This window comes from Rheinheimera faecalis (genome assembly GCF_021290965.1).
Classification (GTDB): domain Bacteria; phylum Pseudomonadota; class Gammaproteobacteria; order Enterobacterales; family Alteromonadaceae; genus Pararheinheimera; species Pararheinheimera faecalis.
The window spans coordinates 1-16459 of sequence record NZ_JAJOYT010000021.1; the positions used below are offsets into that span (position 1 = coordinate 1).

Sequence of the window (16459 nt, forward strand, 5' to 3'; positions counted from 1 at the left end):
GTCTCAACACAGCAAGAGTATTTACGTGAAAGCTTTTAACTGGATTTTATTCGACGCCGACGAAACCTTGTTCCATTTTGATGCCTACGCTGGCTTACAGCTGATGTTTAAAGGTTATGGTGTGGATTTTACGCTTGAGCAGTACGACGTGTATCAGGCACTCAATCAGCCTCTCTGGGTACAGTATCAAAGCGGTGAAATCGGTGCAAAACAGTTGCAGGAACAGCGTTTTAGCTATTGGGGTGAACAGCTCAATGTTGCGCCTTCAGTGCTCAATGCCGGCTTTTTACAAGCCATGGCAGAGGTCTGTACACCTTTGCCAGGTGCTGTCAGTTTACTTAATGCTCTGCAAGGTAAAGCCAAATTAGGCATTATCACTAACGGCTTTACCGACCTACAGCAAATCCGTTTAGAGCGCACTGGCTTACACAATCACTTTGATATTCTGGTGATTTCTGAGCAAGTGGGTGCAGCCAAACCTCATCCGCAAATTTTCACTCATGCCAAAGAGCTGATGGGAAATCCGGATCCGGCCAGCGTACTGATGGTAGGAGATAACCCTATAGCTGATATTGGTGGGGGTAAACAAGCAGGTTTTTATACCTGCTGGCTCAATCGCTTTCATGCAACTTTACCAGCAGGTATCACGGCGGATCTGGAAGTGCCGTCTTTAGCAGAGTTGGAAGCTGCACTAAGCGCTTTTCTCTGATCCAAAGACAGAAAGTTAAAACATGGAGTTCAGTTTGCCACTGAACCATAATGCAGCGACAAAAGCCGGTGTCGCCGTCAGTTGTACCAGCCATAAACCGGTTTTTTGCGCTTTGCTTAATGGGCCAAAGCGCTGGATCAGACTAAATAAGGCCGTCATCGCCAGCAGGTAACAAACCAGTGGCATAAACCAGCCAGAGCTGTAACTGCAGGCCATATGAAAGGCAGTAGCAGCAGTGATAGTGGCGGCTATATGGAACTGGGTAGAAGCTGAAGTAATTGTTGATTTCATTGTTAAATCCTTTGTTTTTTTGTTGAAGTAACTTGCGTTATTACAAAGACACCAGGACCACTAAAACTGTGACACAATTTTTTAAATTTATTTTGTAAAAGGGGCCAGCATCCCTGCCTGACACCCCGAAACTCCTGAATTTTATACTCTTTTATCCGCTGCTTCTTTTCAGGCCCTAATATTTACTGCTGAGCCAGACTGAGAATTTGCTTTGGCCATGCCACCATAAGTGTCCACTAGTTGTTGCATGGTACGACTCAGTAACTTGCTGATACTTTCGCTCTGGTCTGAACCCGTGCTGACCTTGCTGGCTAAAGACGACGACTCAGTCTGCTGGCTTTCTCTGAAACTTTTAGCTTCCTGCATCGTCACTTTGCCGTCACCGTCTGCATCTGCGGTATCAAAGTTGTCCAACAAGGATTTCAGGCCTTCTGTGGACTTTTCATCCTCCAGTTCCAGCTCTTCCAGCAAAGCGGTCAGCTCATCTTTTGATTTACCGCTATCCTGGGGTGGAGCTGGTCTGGATCCCATCGGACCCATAGTGCCCTGAGCGCTGTACAGTAAGTTGCTGAAGTTATCGCTGAATTCAGAGCTGGTGAGTTGGCCATCTCCATCGGAGTCCAGTGAACTAAACAGATCTTCACTTTTTGTGCTGGCTTCGTCGTTTTGCAGACCGCTCAATAGGCTCGAAAAGTCGTTTTGCTCTAAATAGCCTTTATTTTGACTGTCTAATTTACCGAACAAATTACCCGCAGCTTCAGTCAGTTGTTCCTTACTTAGTTGCGGCCTTGTGGCATACCCCGTGCTGTATGCACTTTGGGTAGAGAATTGAATACTCATTCATGCTCTCCATTTGACGCGATCGGAATTGATCGCCCCAATAAGGCTGCAAAGTACCGACCAGGACAGGTTTAGATGTGTTAGCAGAGAGTAAAGTTAAGTCAGGAAATACTGTGGAAACAGGCCAAACAAGAACTTATTGAGGTCTGGAGAAGCTTAAATGTTGCTGGGAATGTTTCAAAAAAAATTGCTAAGTCTGGCGCGGCAAATAAATGCCGCCTTTATTTTCCTGCGTTCCAGCCATGATGCTGAGTCAGGCACATTGAGGAGGCTTCTTTATTGTTTCAATATTGCAACTTTTGTTTTTTTAATAGGTAAAATGTTGTTGACATCTTCGGTAAGCTTGTTTAGGTTAATTTTGTGGTGTTTTTAGCCACAACCTAAAATCAAGGAGAATGAAATGAAAGCATTGCAACAAGCATTCGTCAGAGCGTTAGGACTCCGTGTTTCTGTATCAGACCAGGTAAAAGACTGTAGTGCGTCAAAAAGTAGCGCTGATTGTTGCTGGCGCTGGGTTCACTATCACGATCTTTAATCTGCTTATCAAATTTTAAAAGGAACTAAAAAATGAAAAGAATTCAGGCTGCATTAGCTCGTGCTTTAGGTTTACGTAATGAAGTTCAGGATCAATCCCGCGCTGGCTGTGGTGATAATCCGTTACGTCCACACTGGATTTGGTACCTGTACCACGATCTGTAAGTTATTTTTTAAAAATAATGTGGGTATTTAGCTGTAACCCACATCAGTAGTACCTCAACTCATGGATGAAGTATGGCCTTACCTGAAGAGTCCGTTCAGCTACAAAACCTGAAACAAAAATGCCAATCCGGTGAAACTAATTTCAGAATCAGTCCATCCACTTATTGTGTTTTTCAGGCAGAAGCTGCCAAGAAGGCTATGGCAGATAATTACGCCGATATGACGCTTGCCGATAGACTTTCTGATTTGGCGAAGGGACGGAAAAGTGAGCCTTTTTCCTGGCAGGAAATTCGGTCTGCCTGGTTATCACAAATGAAAGTATTATCGCAAGGACCCGCATTGATGGTGCTTGCTGATCGTATGACTCAGTTTTTTAAACAGCGGCACGGTCAATCCTCTGATTTAGTCTGGACCATCCATCAATTAATTACCCAGACTTTAACCCCTGTGATTATTAGCGGTCTGTCTGACGCTGACCAACGTATTATTCGTCAGGATCAGCAGGACAAGTTTGAGTTTTTATTAAGCTCGGAAACAGCGCCACAATCACGCTGGCGCACTATGGTAAGGCATTGGCGAAGCCTTCGGCTGGGTAATGTAGTAAGGCGTGAACTTAAAAGCCGTCAGCAGGGGAAAAGGCCAAGACAAGTGGATCTGCTGGACCCTCTGGTTGATATGTTACCCAGATTAGGTTTGGATAGAGCTGTTGATGCGGTGGTGATGGTGATGACTGCTATAGTCGGACCTCCGGGAGCTGCAGCCTTAAGCACTTGTTATGAATTAATCTGTCGGCCAGACTGGGCTACAACATTAAAAGCTGAATTATCTGCAATTCCTGATCATTGTTTTTATGCTGCGCCCCACAAAGTAGCTCCTGATACATCCCGATTTATCAAAGAAGTCCTACGTTTGTGGAACGTACCTGTGGTTCTGCGTAGAGCGCGTACAGATCTGGAGGTCGAAGGGGAGCAGTTGTTAAAAGATAGTCTGTTCTATTTAAGTCCGTATTTAATTCACCGCAATCCAGCCTATTGGCAAGACCCTGAAGTCTTTGATCCAGACCGCTGGTTAGCCACAACTGAACATTCAGTCCCAGAACCTGGTACTTACGTGCCTTTTGGCTGGTCACCGAAATCCTGTATAGGTTCTTTGCTGGGAAGTATTCAACTGACGATATTGTGCAGGTTATTAACAGGACCAGTACGGATTGAGTTGGAAAATTCGCAAGAACTGAGTATGACGATTTTAGCGTTTCCACAACCCAAAAACTTTTACGGCAAGATTGTATTTACGTCAACCGGAGAGCGGCTATGAAGCCCGTCGACTGCTGGACTGACCCTTACGCTTATCTGGATCAGCAACTGGAACAAGAGCCCAGAGTGATTGATTTTCCGGGCAATCAAAAATACCTGGCCGATGTTGAGGATGCACAACATGTTTTGACCAACGCAGAAGGCTACTTCAATCCTGAACATTCAGATTTTTTTTATATTCAGGGCCGGTATTTAGGACCAAGAGAGGTACAGCAGGACATTGGACGCTCAGCTATCCGTTTTTTGAATCAGTACAGTGAACAACATAAAACCAGATTGACTGAATTGACTACCAAATGGGTTAGTGATGGCACATCCTGGCCAGACAATGGCAACTGGTTGTTTTATCACTATTTTAAAGATGCGTTGCTTGGTAATAGACGCAGCAAATACAGTCATCAGTTATTGAGATGGGTGGTGCAACGTTCAGTCTGTTCCGGGGCTAAATTGTCCTATCCGAACTGGCAGCGTCGGCTGTTCAGTGCTTTTGTCAAAGCCGAATTTAGTCGTCAGATCAAAAAAGCGCAGCAGCAAAAAGATTCGGGCCAGATCAGAGATATTATCGATATTCTGGTTGTGGCCTGTCCCGCAGATTATCCGGCTGAGGATCTGTGTGAAATTTATCTGTCTTTTGTGTTTGCCTGCATAGGATCTGTTGGCTTTACATTGGGTTGGAGTTTGTATTTATTAGGTTCAAACCCGGATGCAGAACACAAAGCTTCTTATGTTGTGCGGGAAGCGTTACGGTTATGGCCTGTAGCCTGGAATTTAGGCCGTCAGCCACAGCAGAGCTATGAACTTGCAGGGCATGAAATCACACCAGAACATATGGTGGTGGCTTGTCCTTATGCTGTGCATCGTAACCCCAAATACTGGACTGAAGCGGCAAAATTTCAACCCGAGCGCTGGGCTAGTGCTGACAGCCAGACCCCTTTTTTGGCTTTTGGCTGGGGGGAACATAAATGTGTCGCTGCGGCCTTGTCGATGCGATTGGTTGAGCTGGTGTTGTTGCAGTTGCAGTCCTATCGCATCAGGATTGAGGATTCAGGATTAAGACCTTTGGCGCAACCTGCACTGGCTCCTGCGCCTTTTGTGCTGCGGTTGGTGTCTCGCTCTGATACGGAGGTTAAGTGTCAAAGATAGCCGTCTGGGGTGTTGCTGTGAGGGATCACCTGGTTCGTTTTTTTTCAGTCTTTAGTTATAGCCGTCGGGCTGTCACTTTAGTATGGCAAACCTCAGTACCATTGACCCTCTTTATGGTGCTGCTCACCCTTATTGCCGGTTTGCTACCCGCAGCTATGGCTTATACCGGAAAACTGATAGTAGATGCGACAGTCGCTGCCATGGCGCTATACCAGCAAGGTCAGTTGCAGCTACAGCCCGTATTAAATTATGTAGTGCTGGAAGCTATTTTTGTGTTGTTGCTGGCAGCCGCCCAGCGTGGTCTTTCTGTATCCCAGTCGTTATTGAGGGTTCAATTGGCGCAGCAGGTGAATATGTTGATCCTGGCCAAAGCTCAAACCTTGTCATTGAGTCAGTTTGAGGATTCTGATTATTACGACAAACTCAACCGGGCTAAAAATGAAGCCTCAAGCCGGCCTATCAGTCTGGTGGTCCGCACCTTTGGTTTAATGCAAAACGCTATCATTTTACTCAGTCTTGGTACCTTGCTGGCTCAGTTCTCACCGCTGATCCTTTTGCTATTGGTGCTTGGTGCTATTCCTGGTTTTATTGCGGAAGCAAAATTTTCCGGCGATGCTTTTCGTTTATCGCGCTGGCATAGCCCGGAGAGCCGGATGCAAATCTATCTTGAAACCATACTCACCCGCGAGGACTGTGTGAAAGAAGTGAAGTTGTTTCAGCTTGCGCCTTCTTTGTTACAGCGCTACAGCGATATCTTCAGTAAACATTACAAAGCCGACAGGGCTCTGACTTTACGCCGCGATCTATGGGGTTTTCTGTTGGGTGTGATTGGCACCTGCGCTTTGTATCTGGCTTATGGCTGGATAGTATTGAGCACCGTTACGGCCAAACTTAGTCTGGGTCAGATGACTATGTATCTGATGATGTTCCGGCAGGGGCAGGGGGCTGTGACTGCCAGCTTGTCGGCTATCAGTGGTATGTATGAAGACAACTTGTATTTATCCACCTTGTACGAGTTTTTAAATCAGCCAGCGGAAGAAAAAGACGGTACCTATAGTGCCGGACCTATGCCTGGGGATGGCATTCGCTTTGAACAGGTTAGTTTTACCTATCCGGGAGCCACTAAACCTAGTTTGTCTGATATTAATCTGCATATTAAGCCGGGCTGTAGTCTTGCCATAGTCGGTGAAAATGGTGCTGGTAAATCGACACTGATTAAGTTGCTGGCCCGATTATACCGGCCTCAGCAAGGCCAAATTTTATTGGATGGCTTGCCGCTGCAACACTGGCAGCAACAAGTGCTGCATCAACGTATAGGTGTTATTTTTCAGGATTTCTTGCGATTCCAGTTTGAAGTAGGTGAAAACATTGGCACTGGTGATGTACGTTATTTTCATGATGAATTGCGCTGGCAACTGGCTGCAGAGCGGGGCATGGCTGCATCTTTTATCCAGAATTTATCCGGTGCTTACCACACTCAGTTGGGGCGCTGGTTTCAGAATGGTCAGGAGTTGTCCGGAGGTCAGTGGCAAAAAATTGCTTTGGCTCGCGCTTTTATGCGACAGGACGCAGACATACTGGTGTTGGATGAACCCACAGCAGCTATGGATGCACAAGCCGAAGCACAGATTTTTGAGCAGTTCCGACAGCATTGTCAGAACAAAATGGCTGTTCTGATCTCTCATCGTTTCTCCACTGTGCGTATGGCCGATCAAATCCTGGTGATTGAGCAAGGACGGGTGATAGAGGCTGGAGATCATCGCAGCCTAGTGCAGAAAAAAGGCCGCTACGCTGAGTTGTTTGAGTTGCAGGCCCAAGGTTACGCCTGATTGGTGTTGACAGCTTTTTTTATGCTAGGCTGACCTTCTGCGAAGAGAAAAGAGAGTACCAGATGAAAAAAACTGCTTTAGCTTTAGCCTTGATCACTTTGGCAGGCTGTCAGCAAGCTTACTACGCCACTATGGAAAAGTTTGGTGTGGAGAAACGTGAAATCCTGGTTGACCGGGTAAAAGATGCCCGTGATGCGCAGGTGGAAGGGCAGCAACAGTTTAAAGATGCACTGGACGAATTGAGTCAGTTGCTGAAGTTTCATGGCGGCGACTTACAGACAAAATACGAAGAGCTGGATGCGGAGTATCAGCAAAGTGTCAAAGCGGCAGAACTGGTTAGCAGCCGCATTAACAAAGTGGAATCAGTAGCTGATGCCTTGTTTAATGAATGGCGGGATGAGCTTGAGCAATACCAAAACGCCAGTTTAAAAGCTCAAAGCAAACAAAAGCTGGTTACTACAGAAAAGCAGTTTGATGTGCTGCTGAAAAAGATGCGCTCTGCTGAAAAGAAAATGCAGCCAGTGCTTAAAATCATGCACGACAATGTACTGTTTTTAAAACATAACTTAAACGCTAAAGCCATTGGTTCTATTCAGACTGATTTTGCCGGTTTACAGCAGGATGTCAGCAGCTTGATCAGTGAAATGAATAAGGCGATAGCAGATTCAAATAAGTTTATTGCGCAGATGCAGACAGATTGACAGCGGTTGTGAAAAGCAAAACGCCGATTAGTTGATCGGCGCTTGTTGCGTTTTGATTGGGGCTGTGACTTGAGCTGGTTTTAATAATTCCAGCTGAGCTTTGGCTTGCTGCTCTTCATCTTTTTGTTTAATACGTACTAACGACGCATAAAACTGTGCTGCAGTAAAAGATTGAGTCGATTGGATCAGGTCGCTGACATCAGCTGTGCTTTGCTGCAGCATCTGTTTAAAAATCTCCAGATGACCATTTTTCTGCAATAAAGGGGCTAAGTTAGTTTCTTCTGCGCCATCTCTGATGGTGTAGTACTTCAGTAATAACTCGGCTCTGGCCGCTAAAGTCAAAACAGGAGCGTCTGCAGCACGAAGCGGGCTGGCTGTGGTTTGTTTTTGTTCCGTTTGGACTGTCGTTTTTTCTGGCTTCACGTCAGTTTGAGTCAGGGAATTAAACAAAAAAGCGGAGACAATCAAACCACTAAACAAACCCCAGAAATAGCTTAACAATGGTGTGGGCTTATACATAACAACCTGTCCGGATACGGCTAAACAACAAAAGACTAGGGGGATTATAACTGCCTAGGCTAGGGCTGATGCAAACTTTATTCTGTTTTTCCTGTTGTTAAAACAGAATAAAGCCGGAGATCAGCAAATATCCGGCTTCTTTGTCAACTTTGCGGTTTTAAATCAATTTGTATAAGACCCGGCACTATATCCAGCCGCACCTGATGGGCACTGCAGTTGTCTTTTAACCCATCCAGATACTGCCAGTAACCCGTGGTTTTTTCATCTTTACTGAAAGTTAAACCAAAGACTAAGCCATTGCCCTGATGCAGGTAGCTCACCGCCTGACGAGCTGTTTTATTGTCCGTCAGTTCAAAGGTGATAAAGTCTCTGAGGCGGGTATTGGCACTAAAAACCCCAGACATCACCGGATGGGGATGATCACCATACTCGGCGCCTGTGGTTTTCACTTTATCCGGATGAGGCAACAGTCGCTGAGTCTGAATATCGTACTTGTCACCACCCTGCAGATAACTCAAGCGGATATTTTCCATCTGAAAACCCAGTGGGTTGGTTATTTTTTTAGCATGACGTAAATCAACCACTGTCACACCGCCAGAACCTAAAGCCTGAAATTGCCGGTTTTGTGCGTTGTAAAACAAAGCCGAGTCCTCGTCCACACCATAACCTACAGCCGAACCAGAACTTTGCTCCGCCACAGCAACAATCAAACGGCCAAAACGTGCCCGGCGGTCAAAATGCTGATCAATCACACCAGCAGGGAAAAAGCCGAGGCCTTGACGCAATTGCAGCGGCTCATCTGTCGATTCGTTGATCTGTGTATCAGCTGTAGCAACAGCTCGGGTCAACGCACTCCAGGATGAGCCGGAGGCTATCATGCTGTCACTCATGATAGCCGCACCAGCGCTGGTGCCACCGACAATACCTCCGCTCTGGTAAAGTTGCCATACAGCATCAAGTACAACGCTGTTTTTTCCATCAGGTTTTAATCTATCCACCAAATGGTTTTGATCGCCGCCTAAGAACCAGACTGCCGTTGCTTGTTGTACTTGTGCCGCAAGTTTTGTATCGGCAGCATTATCCCGCCACAAAGACTCGTCTTCTGCTGTGCTTTTGTCATCTTTCACTGCTATGGGGATGAGTTGTACTTGCTGCTCAGATACACCATATAAGGCTAAGTCCTGCTGAAACTGACGAAAATATTTCACTGGCTGACTGCTGGCCGCAGGTATCACCACAATCCGAGCTTTTTCTTTGCCACCAGCGTTTTGGATAAACTGCTGATACACGGCCTTGTTGGAGCTGGCTAAAGCGCCACCTACTATCATTAACTGGCCTTGAGGTTGGGGTTTTGCGTATAAAAAGGGGCTGCCAAGGCTCAGACTCAGAGCCAGCAGGTAAGGCATTTTCATCGGTTGATGCTCCATTTTTTTGCTTTATTGACTGATATTTATCTGCTTCATTTGTTGCCCTTATCCCTTCACTTTTTAGCGGGGATTTTTATTGGATAGTTCAAAGCAACAGCCTGAGCATAACAAAAGCCAGAATGCTCTCAAAGCCACAAAACCTTATAGTAGCTGGAAGATGCCGAAATACTGACCAAACAAAAGTCATTACAACAGATGCGGTTACAGAGCCAGACTTGCCCTGATATAGTGGGGCCATAAACTCAGGATGTGGTGACACGATGAAACAATATGCACTGCTGCTGGCTGTAATGACGTTAAGTGCAGGAGGTTGTATGGGACAAAAACCAATAGATCAGCAGGAATTACGCCGTCAGATTGGACAAAAACTGATGATCGACCTGCGCCATTTTTGCGCTGAAGGCTCCTCAGCTGAATGTAAAACCGACTTAACTGAATTACCCAAAGAATTTGCTGACGCCATAGAACAGCTGCATTTAGGTGGCGTGATTTTATTTGCCAATAACTTAAAAGATAAAAACCAAATCCGTCGTTTAACTGCTGATTTACAGCAAGCCAGCAGTGATGGTTTGCCTTTACTTATTGGTATCGATCAGGAAGGGGGCCGGGTGGCTCGCCTGCCAACTCAAGAGTTTCCGGCCTTTGCGGGTAATATGGCCATAGGTGCTACTTTGGCATCCTCAGGCAATCGTTATGCAGCGGATGTTGGTAAAGCTATAGCGCAGCAATTAAGCTCAGTTGGGATTAACTTAAACTTCGCTCCTAGTCTGGATGTAAACAACAATCCGGCCAACCCTGTGATCAACGCCCGCTCTTTTGGTGATAATGCTGCTGCAGTCGCACAAGCTGGAGGCGCTATGCTCAGTGCCATGCAGGATGCTGGCGTACTTGGCACCATTAAACATTTCCCTGGCCATGGTGATACTCATGTTGATAGTCACACTGGTTTGCCTTTGGTGGAACATGATAGGGCCACAGTGGAGGCGGTTGACTTATATCCGTTTCGACAACTTATCAAGCAGCATCAACCCGCTATGGTGATGACGGCGCATATTCAGTATCCGGCTCTGGATAACAGCAGTTTGACCACGAAATCCGGCGAAGCTGTGATCAAACCCGCTACCTTATCCCGCGCTATCCTGACCGACTTATTACGTGACGATATGGGGTTTGACGGCATCATTATTACTGATGCGCTGAATATGGCCGGTATCAGTCAGTTTTTTACCCCGGCTGAAGCTGTGATCCAAACCTTTGCTGCTGGTGCTGATATAGCGCTGATGCCTTATGAAATGAAAACGCCAGCTGATATTAAGGCGCTGGCTGTGCTGATTGATCAGGTGGTGGCGGCAGTGCAACAAGGCAAACTCAACAGTGCCGAAGTCGCAGAGTCGGCCCAACGTATCACCCACTTACGTCAGCAACTTTCGACCAAACAGCATGCGCTTGTATTACCGGATACCGAACGTTTAGCTGATGATTTGAAACTGGAGCAACAACTCGCAGAAGCCAGCCTGACTTTGGTTGGCACAAATAAACTACAGTTACCGCTTAATTTAGCCGCTTTAAAGCTACACCTGATAGCCCCTGATCAAACCAAATGCCAAAGCTGGTTACAGGCATTGACCTTATGGGGCGTGAAGCCAGAGTCAGTCACATGCAGTGATTTAACCTCTTTAGAGCAAAATCTGGCATTGCAGCAGATTAAGCAGGCGGATCTGGTGCTGGGCTCACTGATTTCACCAGCCCAAAGTGCTGCTGAATTGGGTGTATTGGCTGACTTACAGGCCTTGCCCACTATGAAGCTGACTGTGTCCGAACAAAAACAGGTGTTAGTTCAGTTGTTGCAGCAGGCCAAAGCGCAAGGCAAAAAAACAGTGATGGTGTCATTGCGCACCCCTTATGAGCTGACAGATTTTGCTGATAGTGCAGACTTACGACTGGCAACCTACAGCTATAACCAGAAACCTCAAACTGCGCTGCGACCGTTTTCAGGCCCGGCTTATGATGCGGTGATCGCATTTTTACTTGGAAAAATTCAAGCCCCGGGTCAGTTGCCTGTGTCTTTAACGATTGAAGACGGTCCGGCTCAAAGGAGATAAGAAATGACAGCTGCTATTAAAGCACTGGATCAGTTAATCAGTACTATGCAGCCAGAGTTGCAGCCGGAGCTTTATGTGTATTGTGTTTGGCCTTTAAACAAGAGCTGGCACGGGCCTTTGCCTCTGGCCACTTTTAAAGAAAAAGAAGGCCTGACACTGGTACTTACAGAACAACAAGCAAAAGACTATCAACTGGATATTTTATTCAGAGCACGTTGGATCAGTCTGACTGTGCATTCGGATTTAGAAGCTGTGGGTTTAACTGCAGCTTTTGCTAAAGCCTTAGCAGATAGAGGTTTAAGCTGTAACGTATTTGCCGGAGCTTACCATGATCACCTGCTGGTGCCTGTGCATCAGGCGGAGGCAGCTCTGTTGGCATTAGAGCAACTGCAACAAAGTAAACAAAACAAGACGTAGAAAGGGATAGTGAATGTCATTACAACAAATTTTCGGCTGGGGCACCTTACGACTGGCATTAGCCGGACTGATAGGCGCGCATGGCTGGCACAGAGCTTTAACAGGTGGTGTCGAACCTTTTGGTCAGTGGTTAGATAACCAGGGTTGGCCTATGGGCGTATTAATAGCTGTTGCTATCACAGCTTTTGAAATCATAGGCACCTTATTTTTGGCATTAAACCGTTATGTCACTTTGGTTTGTTTGGGTTATGTCGGTATTTACGCGACAGGCATCGCTATTCTGCACGCCAAAGTCGGCTGGTTTGTTGTGGGGCCAGGCCGTAACGGTGCTGAATTTAGTGCTTTATTGATTTTGGTATTGCTCTCTGTGGCAGTGCATCACTGGCCGTCAAGGCGCTAGAGCCTTATTCAATTGCGCACCTGCATGCCGTACTTTCGCCATTGAGCCAAAAGCCGGGCAATTGGGTCGTGCCGTTGATAATGCCATCCAGCAGACTGGCATTATCGCTGCACATCAAATCTGTGGCTAATGGCCCGGCGTAAAGCAGTTGTTGATGTTGAAACAGCAGCAACAGCGGGGCTGCAATAATATCCAGCCCCAGTGTCAGTCCCAGCGCTTTGGCTTCATCCAGTTCCAGCTCTTTTACGATTAAATCAGGCTGGCGTTGCTGCATACGCAGCAGGTGATCTTTGGCAAAAGAGCTGCAATTGCAGTTTGAGTCTGTGATCAACACCGCTTGCCAAAGGTGGTCAGGCAGCAGCTGATGGCTTAGTTTGATTTGTACTTGCTGTGGCAGAAGTGGCTGTTGTTGCCACAAACCCTGCTGATCGAATACACCATAGTGACCTAAAAAAAACCAATAAAAAGCTGCTGCACTGCCTGCGATCCAAAGCATAAGCAAAACTACAGCGGCTTTCACTCGCCTGGTCATTTGTCGTTGATTCAACTGCTGAATCTGTTGGCTTCAGTCGCCAGTTGGTTAGCAACCTGTTCAATCTGGATTGTGCTTTGTTTTACCTTTTCGCTGCGCTGCATCTGAGCTGCGGCGCTATCATTCAGGTACTGGGCGCCTTGGGCCATTTCAGCGCTGGCATGGCGTTGTTGCTCTAAAGATCCCGCCATAATATCTGCAGAACGGGCAACGGATTGAGCTTCACCTGTAATGGTATTGAGCAACTCATCACTGCGTTTCGCCAGACTGACGGTATGGTCAACCTGACTTAAACAATGCTGTACTGACTTCACTGAGCTTTGGCTGGCTTCAGTTAAGGTTTGGATCATGCGCTGAATTTGCTCTGTAGATTGTTGTGTGCGGCCAGCTAAAGTACGAACTTCATCAGCCACTACCGCAAAACCCCGGCCTTGTTCACCAGCCCTGGCTGCTTCAATGGCGGCATTTAATGCCAGCAGATTGGTTTGTTCAGCAATACTTTTAATCACTTCAAGTACAGAGGTGATCTCTTTGCTGGATAACGCCATGCTATCCACTTTTTGCCCGGCGTCCTGCAAGGTCATCGCCAAAGTCGAGATAGCCGCTATGGTTTGATCCACAGAGTCTTTACCCGACACTGAACTAAGTTCAGCCTGTTTTGCTGCACTCAATACTGCTGCTGCAAGTTCGCCAAGCGCCTGAATGCTTTGTGCCATTTCTTCAGAGGCTGCGGCTATACGTTTGACCTGAATGTTTTGTTCATTCATACCTGACACCAGTTGCTGACCGTCGTCAGACAAATGTGCACTTTCGGTATGTAGCAAAGCAACAGACTGGTGAATGGTTTGCACTGTGTGCTGAATGCCATCCAGTGCCTGATTAAATTGCTGCACCAGGCGGGAGCGGATATCAGGGCCGCGTACTGTTAAATTAATATGGGCAGGGTCTGCAACTAACTCTTTGGTGGTCTCTGAAAAGGCCAAACCCACCATAGCTTCTTTGTACGAATTTAAGGTGATGATAATAAGCACTGCAGATTCCACCACCACATAAGCGGCATGCACCACGACGTTGCTGAAGGTTGCATCCTGAGCTGGCACTAAAAATACAGCACTGTGTTGGGTTTGCAGGTAGGCAAATAACAAATGATGTACCGCAATAGTGACTGCGGCCACAGCAATGACCAACCAGTCACGAAAAGCACTTAGCACGGCAAGCAATACAAAAATGCCAAAGTGCAGTTCAGTTACGCCGTTGGACTGATGTATATGCAAAGCGCAAAACAGCATAAAAGACACACCAAAGGCGATACGCGACAGGCGGTGATCTCTTAAGGTTTTGTACAGCACAAAAGGCACAATCAAGGCGGGTAGGCCAATCAACAAAGCCGCACCCCAACTTTGATGCCAGCTGGCTAAAGCTAACGCCAGCAGCATCAACACCAGGTTGATGCTGTTCATAATACGAAAAGCTTGTTGGCGGAATGGATAAATGTGCATAAAGACCTCGTGTGGACCGAAAGCCTGGCTTACCGGTTCTGTTACTACAACTGCGTCCTGCACTTGAATGGATGTTTGGAATTTAAGAAAAATACTTTTCTAAAGTCAGGCGCACTGATACGTGGTTTTATAGCTTTAGATCACAAGCTGAGTTGAATACCTGCTCTGGATAGACGAAGTGTAGTCCAATGCAGTTTTTCGTCATTAAAAAATCATCAAGGCCAGAGAGAATGGTTTCTTTTTGGAGGAACTATGGCCAACTTGAACAGACGCGATTTTCTTAAAAACAGCGCTTTTTTTACCGGAGCCGCCTGGTTAAGTACCAGTGTGTTTGGCTGCAGTAGCACAGTAGAAAAAGCTAAAAATAACAGCCCTATTCAGTTTTTACATGGTGTTGCCTGTGGCGATCCTTTAACAGATAGCCTGATTTTATGGACTAAAGTCACTCCGGCACAGCAACCAGATTCAGTGCAATTGTTACTGGAAGTGAGTGAAACCGCTGATTTTTCCAAGGTACAGCATCAGCAGCTTTGTCTGGCGCGCCAGCAAGCCGATTATTGCTGCAAAGTGGATTTAACAGGTCTACAGCCTGGCCGTAGTTATTATTATCGTTTTAGTGATAGCAATACGGTATCTGCAATAGGGCATGGTAAAACTTTGCCAGCAGGTTCTGTGTCACAAGTACGGTTTGCTGTGCTGTCTTGCTCCAATTATCCAGCCGGTTATTTCCATGTGTACCAACAGGTTGCTCAGCAACAGCTCGATGCCGTGCTGCATTTAGGTGATTACATTTACGAATACGAACAAGGCGGTTATGCCACAGAGCGTTCTGTTGAATTGGGCCGCGCTTTAGCGGCAGACAATCAGGCGGAAATGGTCAGCCTACAGGATTACCGCAAACGTTATGCTTTGTACCGTAGCGATAAAGATTTACAGCAGGCTCATGCCAGCCATAGTTTTATTTGTGTTTGGGATGATCATGAAATTACTAATGACGCCTGGACAGATGGTGCCGAAAACCATCAACCGAATGAAGGCGATTATCAGGTCCGTAAACTCAACGCACTGCAGGCTTATTACGAGTGGATGCCAATACGGCCTCTGGTATCAGGGCAGCAGCAAAGTTTATGTCGTAGTTTTGCCTTTGGTGATTTAGTCGACTTGCATATGCTCGACACCCGTATTGAAGGTCGTAACCTGCAGTTGGAATATAAGCATTACACAGATGAAAAAACCGGTGCTTTTGATACAGAGCGTTTTACCGGTGATTTAACCAATCCAAACCGTACTTTGCTAGGGCAAAAACAACAGCAATGGTTGCAAACTCAGTTGATGCGCTCTAAAGCTCAATATCAGGTGTTGGGGCAGCAGGTGTTGATGGCGAAGATGATGTTTCCATCTGAGCTGTTGTCGGCTTTTTCTAAACCAGGCCCTGAACTGGTGGCGCATATCGCTGAGTTGTCGGCATTAAAGCAGCGTGCAGATCAGGGGGATAGCAGCCTGAGCACAAAAGATAAACAACGTTTAGAGTCCGTCATTGCCTATAACCTGGATGCATGGGATGGTTATCCGTATGAGCGTGAGCTGGTTTATAAAACAGCGCAGCAGCAGAACAAACAACTGGTGGTACTTGCAGGCGATACCCATAACGCCTGGGCTTCGACTTTACATGATCAGCAAGGCAATAAAGTGGGCATAGAACTGGCGACACCTTCGGTCAGCTCTCCTGGTATTGAAACTTATCTGAAGCTAAATACCGCTCAGGTAGAGCATTTAGCTGATGTATTACCTCAACTTATTAACGAGCTGGAGTATTGTAATTTGCATCAGCGTGGTTATTTGCTGGTGGCTTTTAGCAAAGAGCAAATGGATGCGCAGTGGTTTTTTGTCGATGACATCACCAAAGCGCAGTATCAGACCATAGTGGGACATCAGCAAAGCTACAAACTCTAGCCGTCAAAACTAAAAATTAAGCCAAAGTAATTGGAGTTGCAGGGAGGCGACAAGCCAGCTAGACCCCAGGAGCATAGTTACCTAT

16 protein-coding genes are annotated in these 16459 nt (G+C 46.5%); 10 read left to right on the top strand and 6 right to left on the bottom strand.

Annotated features, from left to right (window positions below):
• Nucleotides 1-709 (top strand): pyrimidine 5'-nucleotidase (yjjG, locus tag LSG34_RS20295; RefSeq protein WP_332909095.1); only part of this gene is annotated, 709 nt, incomplete at its 5' end.
• Nucleotides 710-724: 15 nt separating this feature from the next.
• Here the strand turns inward: yjjG and LSG34_RS20300 are convergent.
• Entirely contained in the window at nucleotides 725-1000 is a 276-nt protein-coding gene (locus LSG34_RS20300) for a hypothetical protein (protein WP_233011156.1), read from the bottom strand.
• A 168-nt stretch (nucleotides 1001-1168) separates the two neighbouring features.
• The gene (locus LSG34_RS20305) at nucleotides 1169-1840 is read right to left on the bottom strand and encodes an EF-hand domain-containing protein (protein ID WP_233011157.1); all 672 of its coding nucleotides are present in this window, start codon (nucleotides 1838-1840) and stop codon (nucleotides 1169-1171) included.
• Nucleotides 1841-2407: 567 nt separating this feature from the next.
• On the opposite strand from LSG34_RS20305, the gene LSG34_RS20825 reads away from it, so the two are divergent.
• The 5 genes from LSG34_RS20825 (at nucleotide 2408) to LSG34_RS20325 (ending at nucleotide 7525) form a co-directional block, all read left to right on the top strand.
• Nucleotides 2408-2539, top strand: coding sequence for a hypothetical protein (locus LSG34_RS20825; protein ID WP_269822992.1), 132 nt, complete (start codon nucleotides 2408-2410; stop codon nucleotides 2537-2539).
• A 72-nt stretch (nucleotides 2540-2611) separates the two neighbouring features.
• Entirely contained in the window at nucleotides 2612-3853 is a 1242-nt protein-coding gene (locus LSG34_RS20310) for a cytochrome P450 (RefSeq protein ID WP_233011158.1), read from the top strand.
• The gene (locus tag LSG34_RS20315) at nucleotides 3850-4995 is read left to right on the top strand and encodes a cytochrome P450 (RefSeq protein WP_233011159.1); all 1146 of its coding nucleotides are present in this window, start codon (nucleotides 3850-3852) and stop codon (nucleotides 4993-4995) included. The genes LSG34_RS20310 and LSG34_RS20315 overlap by 4 nt, the downstream gene beginning before the upstream one ends.
• On the top strand, nucleotides 4983-6824 hold the full coding sequence (locus tag LSG34_RS20320) for an ABC transporter ATP-binding protein (RefSeq protein ID WP_233011160.1): 1842 nt from the start codon (nucleotides 4983-4985) through the stop codon (nucleotides 6822-6824). Before LSG34_RS20315 ends, LSG34_RS20320 begins: the two co-directional genes overlap by 13 nt.
• Before the next feature lie 62 nt (nucleotides 6825-6886).
• Nucleotides 6887-7525 carry a DUF2959 domain-containing protein gene (locus LSG34_RS20325; RefSeq protein WP_233011161.1) on the top strand — a complete coding sequence of 213 codons (639 nt, stop codon included), beginning with the start codon at nucleotides 6887-6889 and terminating at the stop codon, nucleotides 7523-7525.
• Between the two features lie 27 nt (nucleotides 7526-7552).
• Here the strand turns inward: LSG34_RS20325 and LSG34_RS20330 are convergent, their stop codons facing one another.
• Entirely contained in the window at nucleotides 7553-8044 is a 492-nt protein-coding gene (locus LSG34_RS20330; RefSeq protein ID WP_233011162.1) for a hypothetical protein, read from the bottom strand.
• 143 nt (nucleotides 8045-8187) lie between these two features.
• Entirely contained in the window at nucleotides 8188-9456 is a 1269-nt protein-coding gene (locus tag LSG34_RS20335; protein ID WP_233011163.1) for a cyanophycinase, read from the bottom strand.
• A 275-nt stretch (nucleotides 9457-9731) separates the two neighbouring features.
• On the opposite strand from LSG34_RS20335, the gene LSG34_RS20340 reads away from it, so the two are divergent.
• From LSG34_RS20340 to LSG34_RS20350, 3 genes are read left to right on the top strand one after another with little or no spacing between them, the layout of a single operon-like run.
• Nucleotides 9732-11573, top strand: a complete 1842-nt coding sequence (locus tag LSG34_RS20340) for a glycoside hydrolase family 3 protein (protein WP_233011164.1) — start codon at nucleotides 9732-9734, stop codon at nucleotides 11571-11573.
• Nucleotides 11574-11576: 3 nt separating this feature from the next.
• A complete protein-coding gene (locus tag LSG34_RS20345) occupies nucleotides 11577-11990 on the top strand; it encodes an ACT domain-containing protein (RefSeq protein ID WP_233011165.1) in 414 nt (137 codons plus the stop codon).
• 13 nt (nucleotides 11991-12003) lie between these two features.
• Entirely contained in the window at nucleotides 12004-12390 is a 387-nt protein-coding gene (locus tag LSG34_RS20350; protein ID WP_233011166.1) for a DoxX family protein, read from the top strand.
• 4 nt (nucleotides 12391-12394) lie between these two features.
• Here the strand turns inward: LSG34_RS20350 and LSG34_RS20355 are convergent, their stop codons facing one another.
• Together LSG34_RS20355 and LSG34_RS20360 are read right to left on the bottom strand one after the other, a co-directional pair.
• On the bottom strand, nucleotides 12395-12886 hold the full coding sequence (locus LSG34_RS20355) for a DUF6436 domain-containing protein (RefSeq protein ID WP_233011167.1): 492 nt from the start codon (nucleotides 12884-12886) through the stop codon (nucleotides 12395-12397).
• 47 nt (nucleotides 12887-12933) lie between these two features.
• Complete coding sequence (locus LSG34_RS20360; protein WP_233011168.1) at nucleotides 12934-14421, bottom strand: methyl-accepting chemotaxis protein; 1488 nt, start codon at nucleotides 14419-14421, stop codon at nucleotides 12934-12936.
• Nucleotides 14422-14673: 252 nt separating this feature from the next.
• Between LSG34_RS20360 and LSG34_RS20365 the strand changes: the two genes are divergently transcribed.
• A complete protein-coding gene (locus LSG34_RS20365; protein WP_233011169.1) occupies nucleotides 14674-16374 on the top strand; it encodes an alkaline phosphatase D family protein in 1701 nt (566 codons plus the stop codon).
• The last annotated feature ends 85 nt before the right edge of the window (nucleotides 16375-16459 follow it).

Coding starts and splice junctions, on each gene's coding strand:
- LSG34_RS20355 (WP_233011167.1), bottom strand. CDS start 12,886: ATGCTTTGGATCGCAGGCAGTGCAGCAGCTTTTTATTGGTTTTTTTTA.
- LSG34_RS20340 (WP_233011164.1), top strand. CDS start 9,732: ATGAAACAATATGCACTGCTGCTGGCTGTAATGACGTTAAGTGCAGGA.
- LSG34_RS20360 (WP_233011168.1), bottom strand. CDS start 14,421: ATGCACATTTATCCATTCCGCCAACAAGCTTTTCGTATTATGAACAGC.
- LSG34_RS20335 (WP_233011163.1), bottom strand. CDS start 9,456: ATGAAAATGCCTTACCTGCTGGCTCTGAGTCTGAGCCTTGGCAGCCCC.
- LSG34_RS20365 (WP_233011169.1), top strand. CDS start 14,674: ATGGCCAACTTGAACAGACGCGATTTTCTTAAAAACAGCGCTTTTTTT.
- LSG34_RS20315 (WP_233011159.1), top strand. CDS start 3,850: ATGAAGCCCGTCGACTGCTGGACTGACCCTTACGCTTATCTGGATCAG.
- LSG34_RS20300 (WP_233011156.1), bottom strand. CDS start 1,000: ATGAAATCAACAATTACTTCAGCTTCTACCCAGTTCCATATAGCCGCC.
- LSG34_RS20330 (WP_233011162.1), bottom strand. CDS start 8,044: ATGTATAAGCCCACACCATTGTTAAGCTATTTCTGGGGTTTGTTTAGT.
- LSG34_RS20825 (WP_269822992.1), top strand. CDS start 2,408: ATGAAAAGAATTCAGGCTGCATTAGCTCGTGCTTTAGGTTTACGTAAT.
- LSG34_RS20310 (WP_233011158.1), top strand. CDS start 2,612: ATGGCCTTACCTGAAGAGTCCGTTCAGCTACAAAACCTGAAACAAAAA.
- LSG34_RS20350 (WP_233011166.1), top strand. CDS start 12,004: ATGTCATTACAACAAATTTTCGGCTGGGGCACCTTACGACTGGCATTA.
- LSG34_RS20325 (WP_233011161.1), top strand. CDS start 6,887: ATGAAAAAAACTGCTTTAGCTTTAGCCTTGATCACTTTGGCAGGCTGT.
- LSG34_RS20345 (WP_233011165.1), top strand. CDS start 11,577: ATGACAGCTGCTATTAAAGCACTGGATCAGTTAATCAGTACTATGCAG.
- LSG34_RS20305 (WP_233011157.1), bottom strand. CDS start 1,840: ATGAGTATTCAATTCTCTACCCAAAGTGCATACAGCACGGGGTATGCC.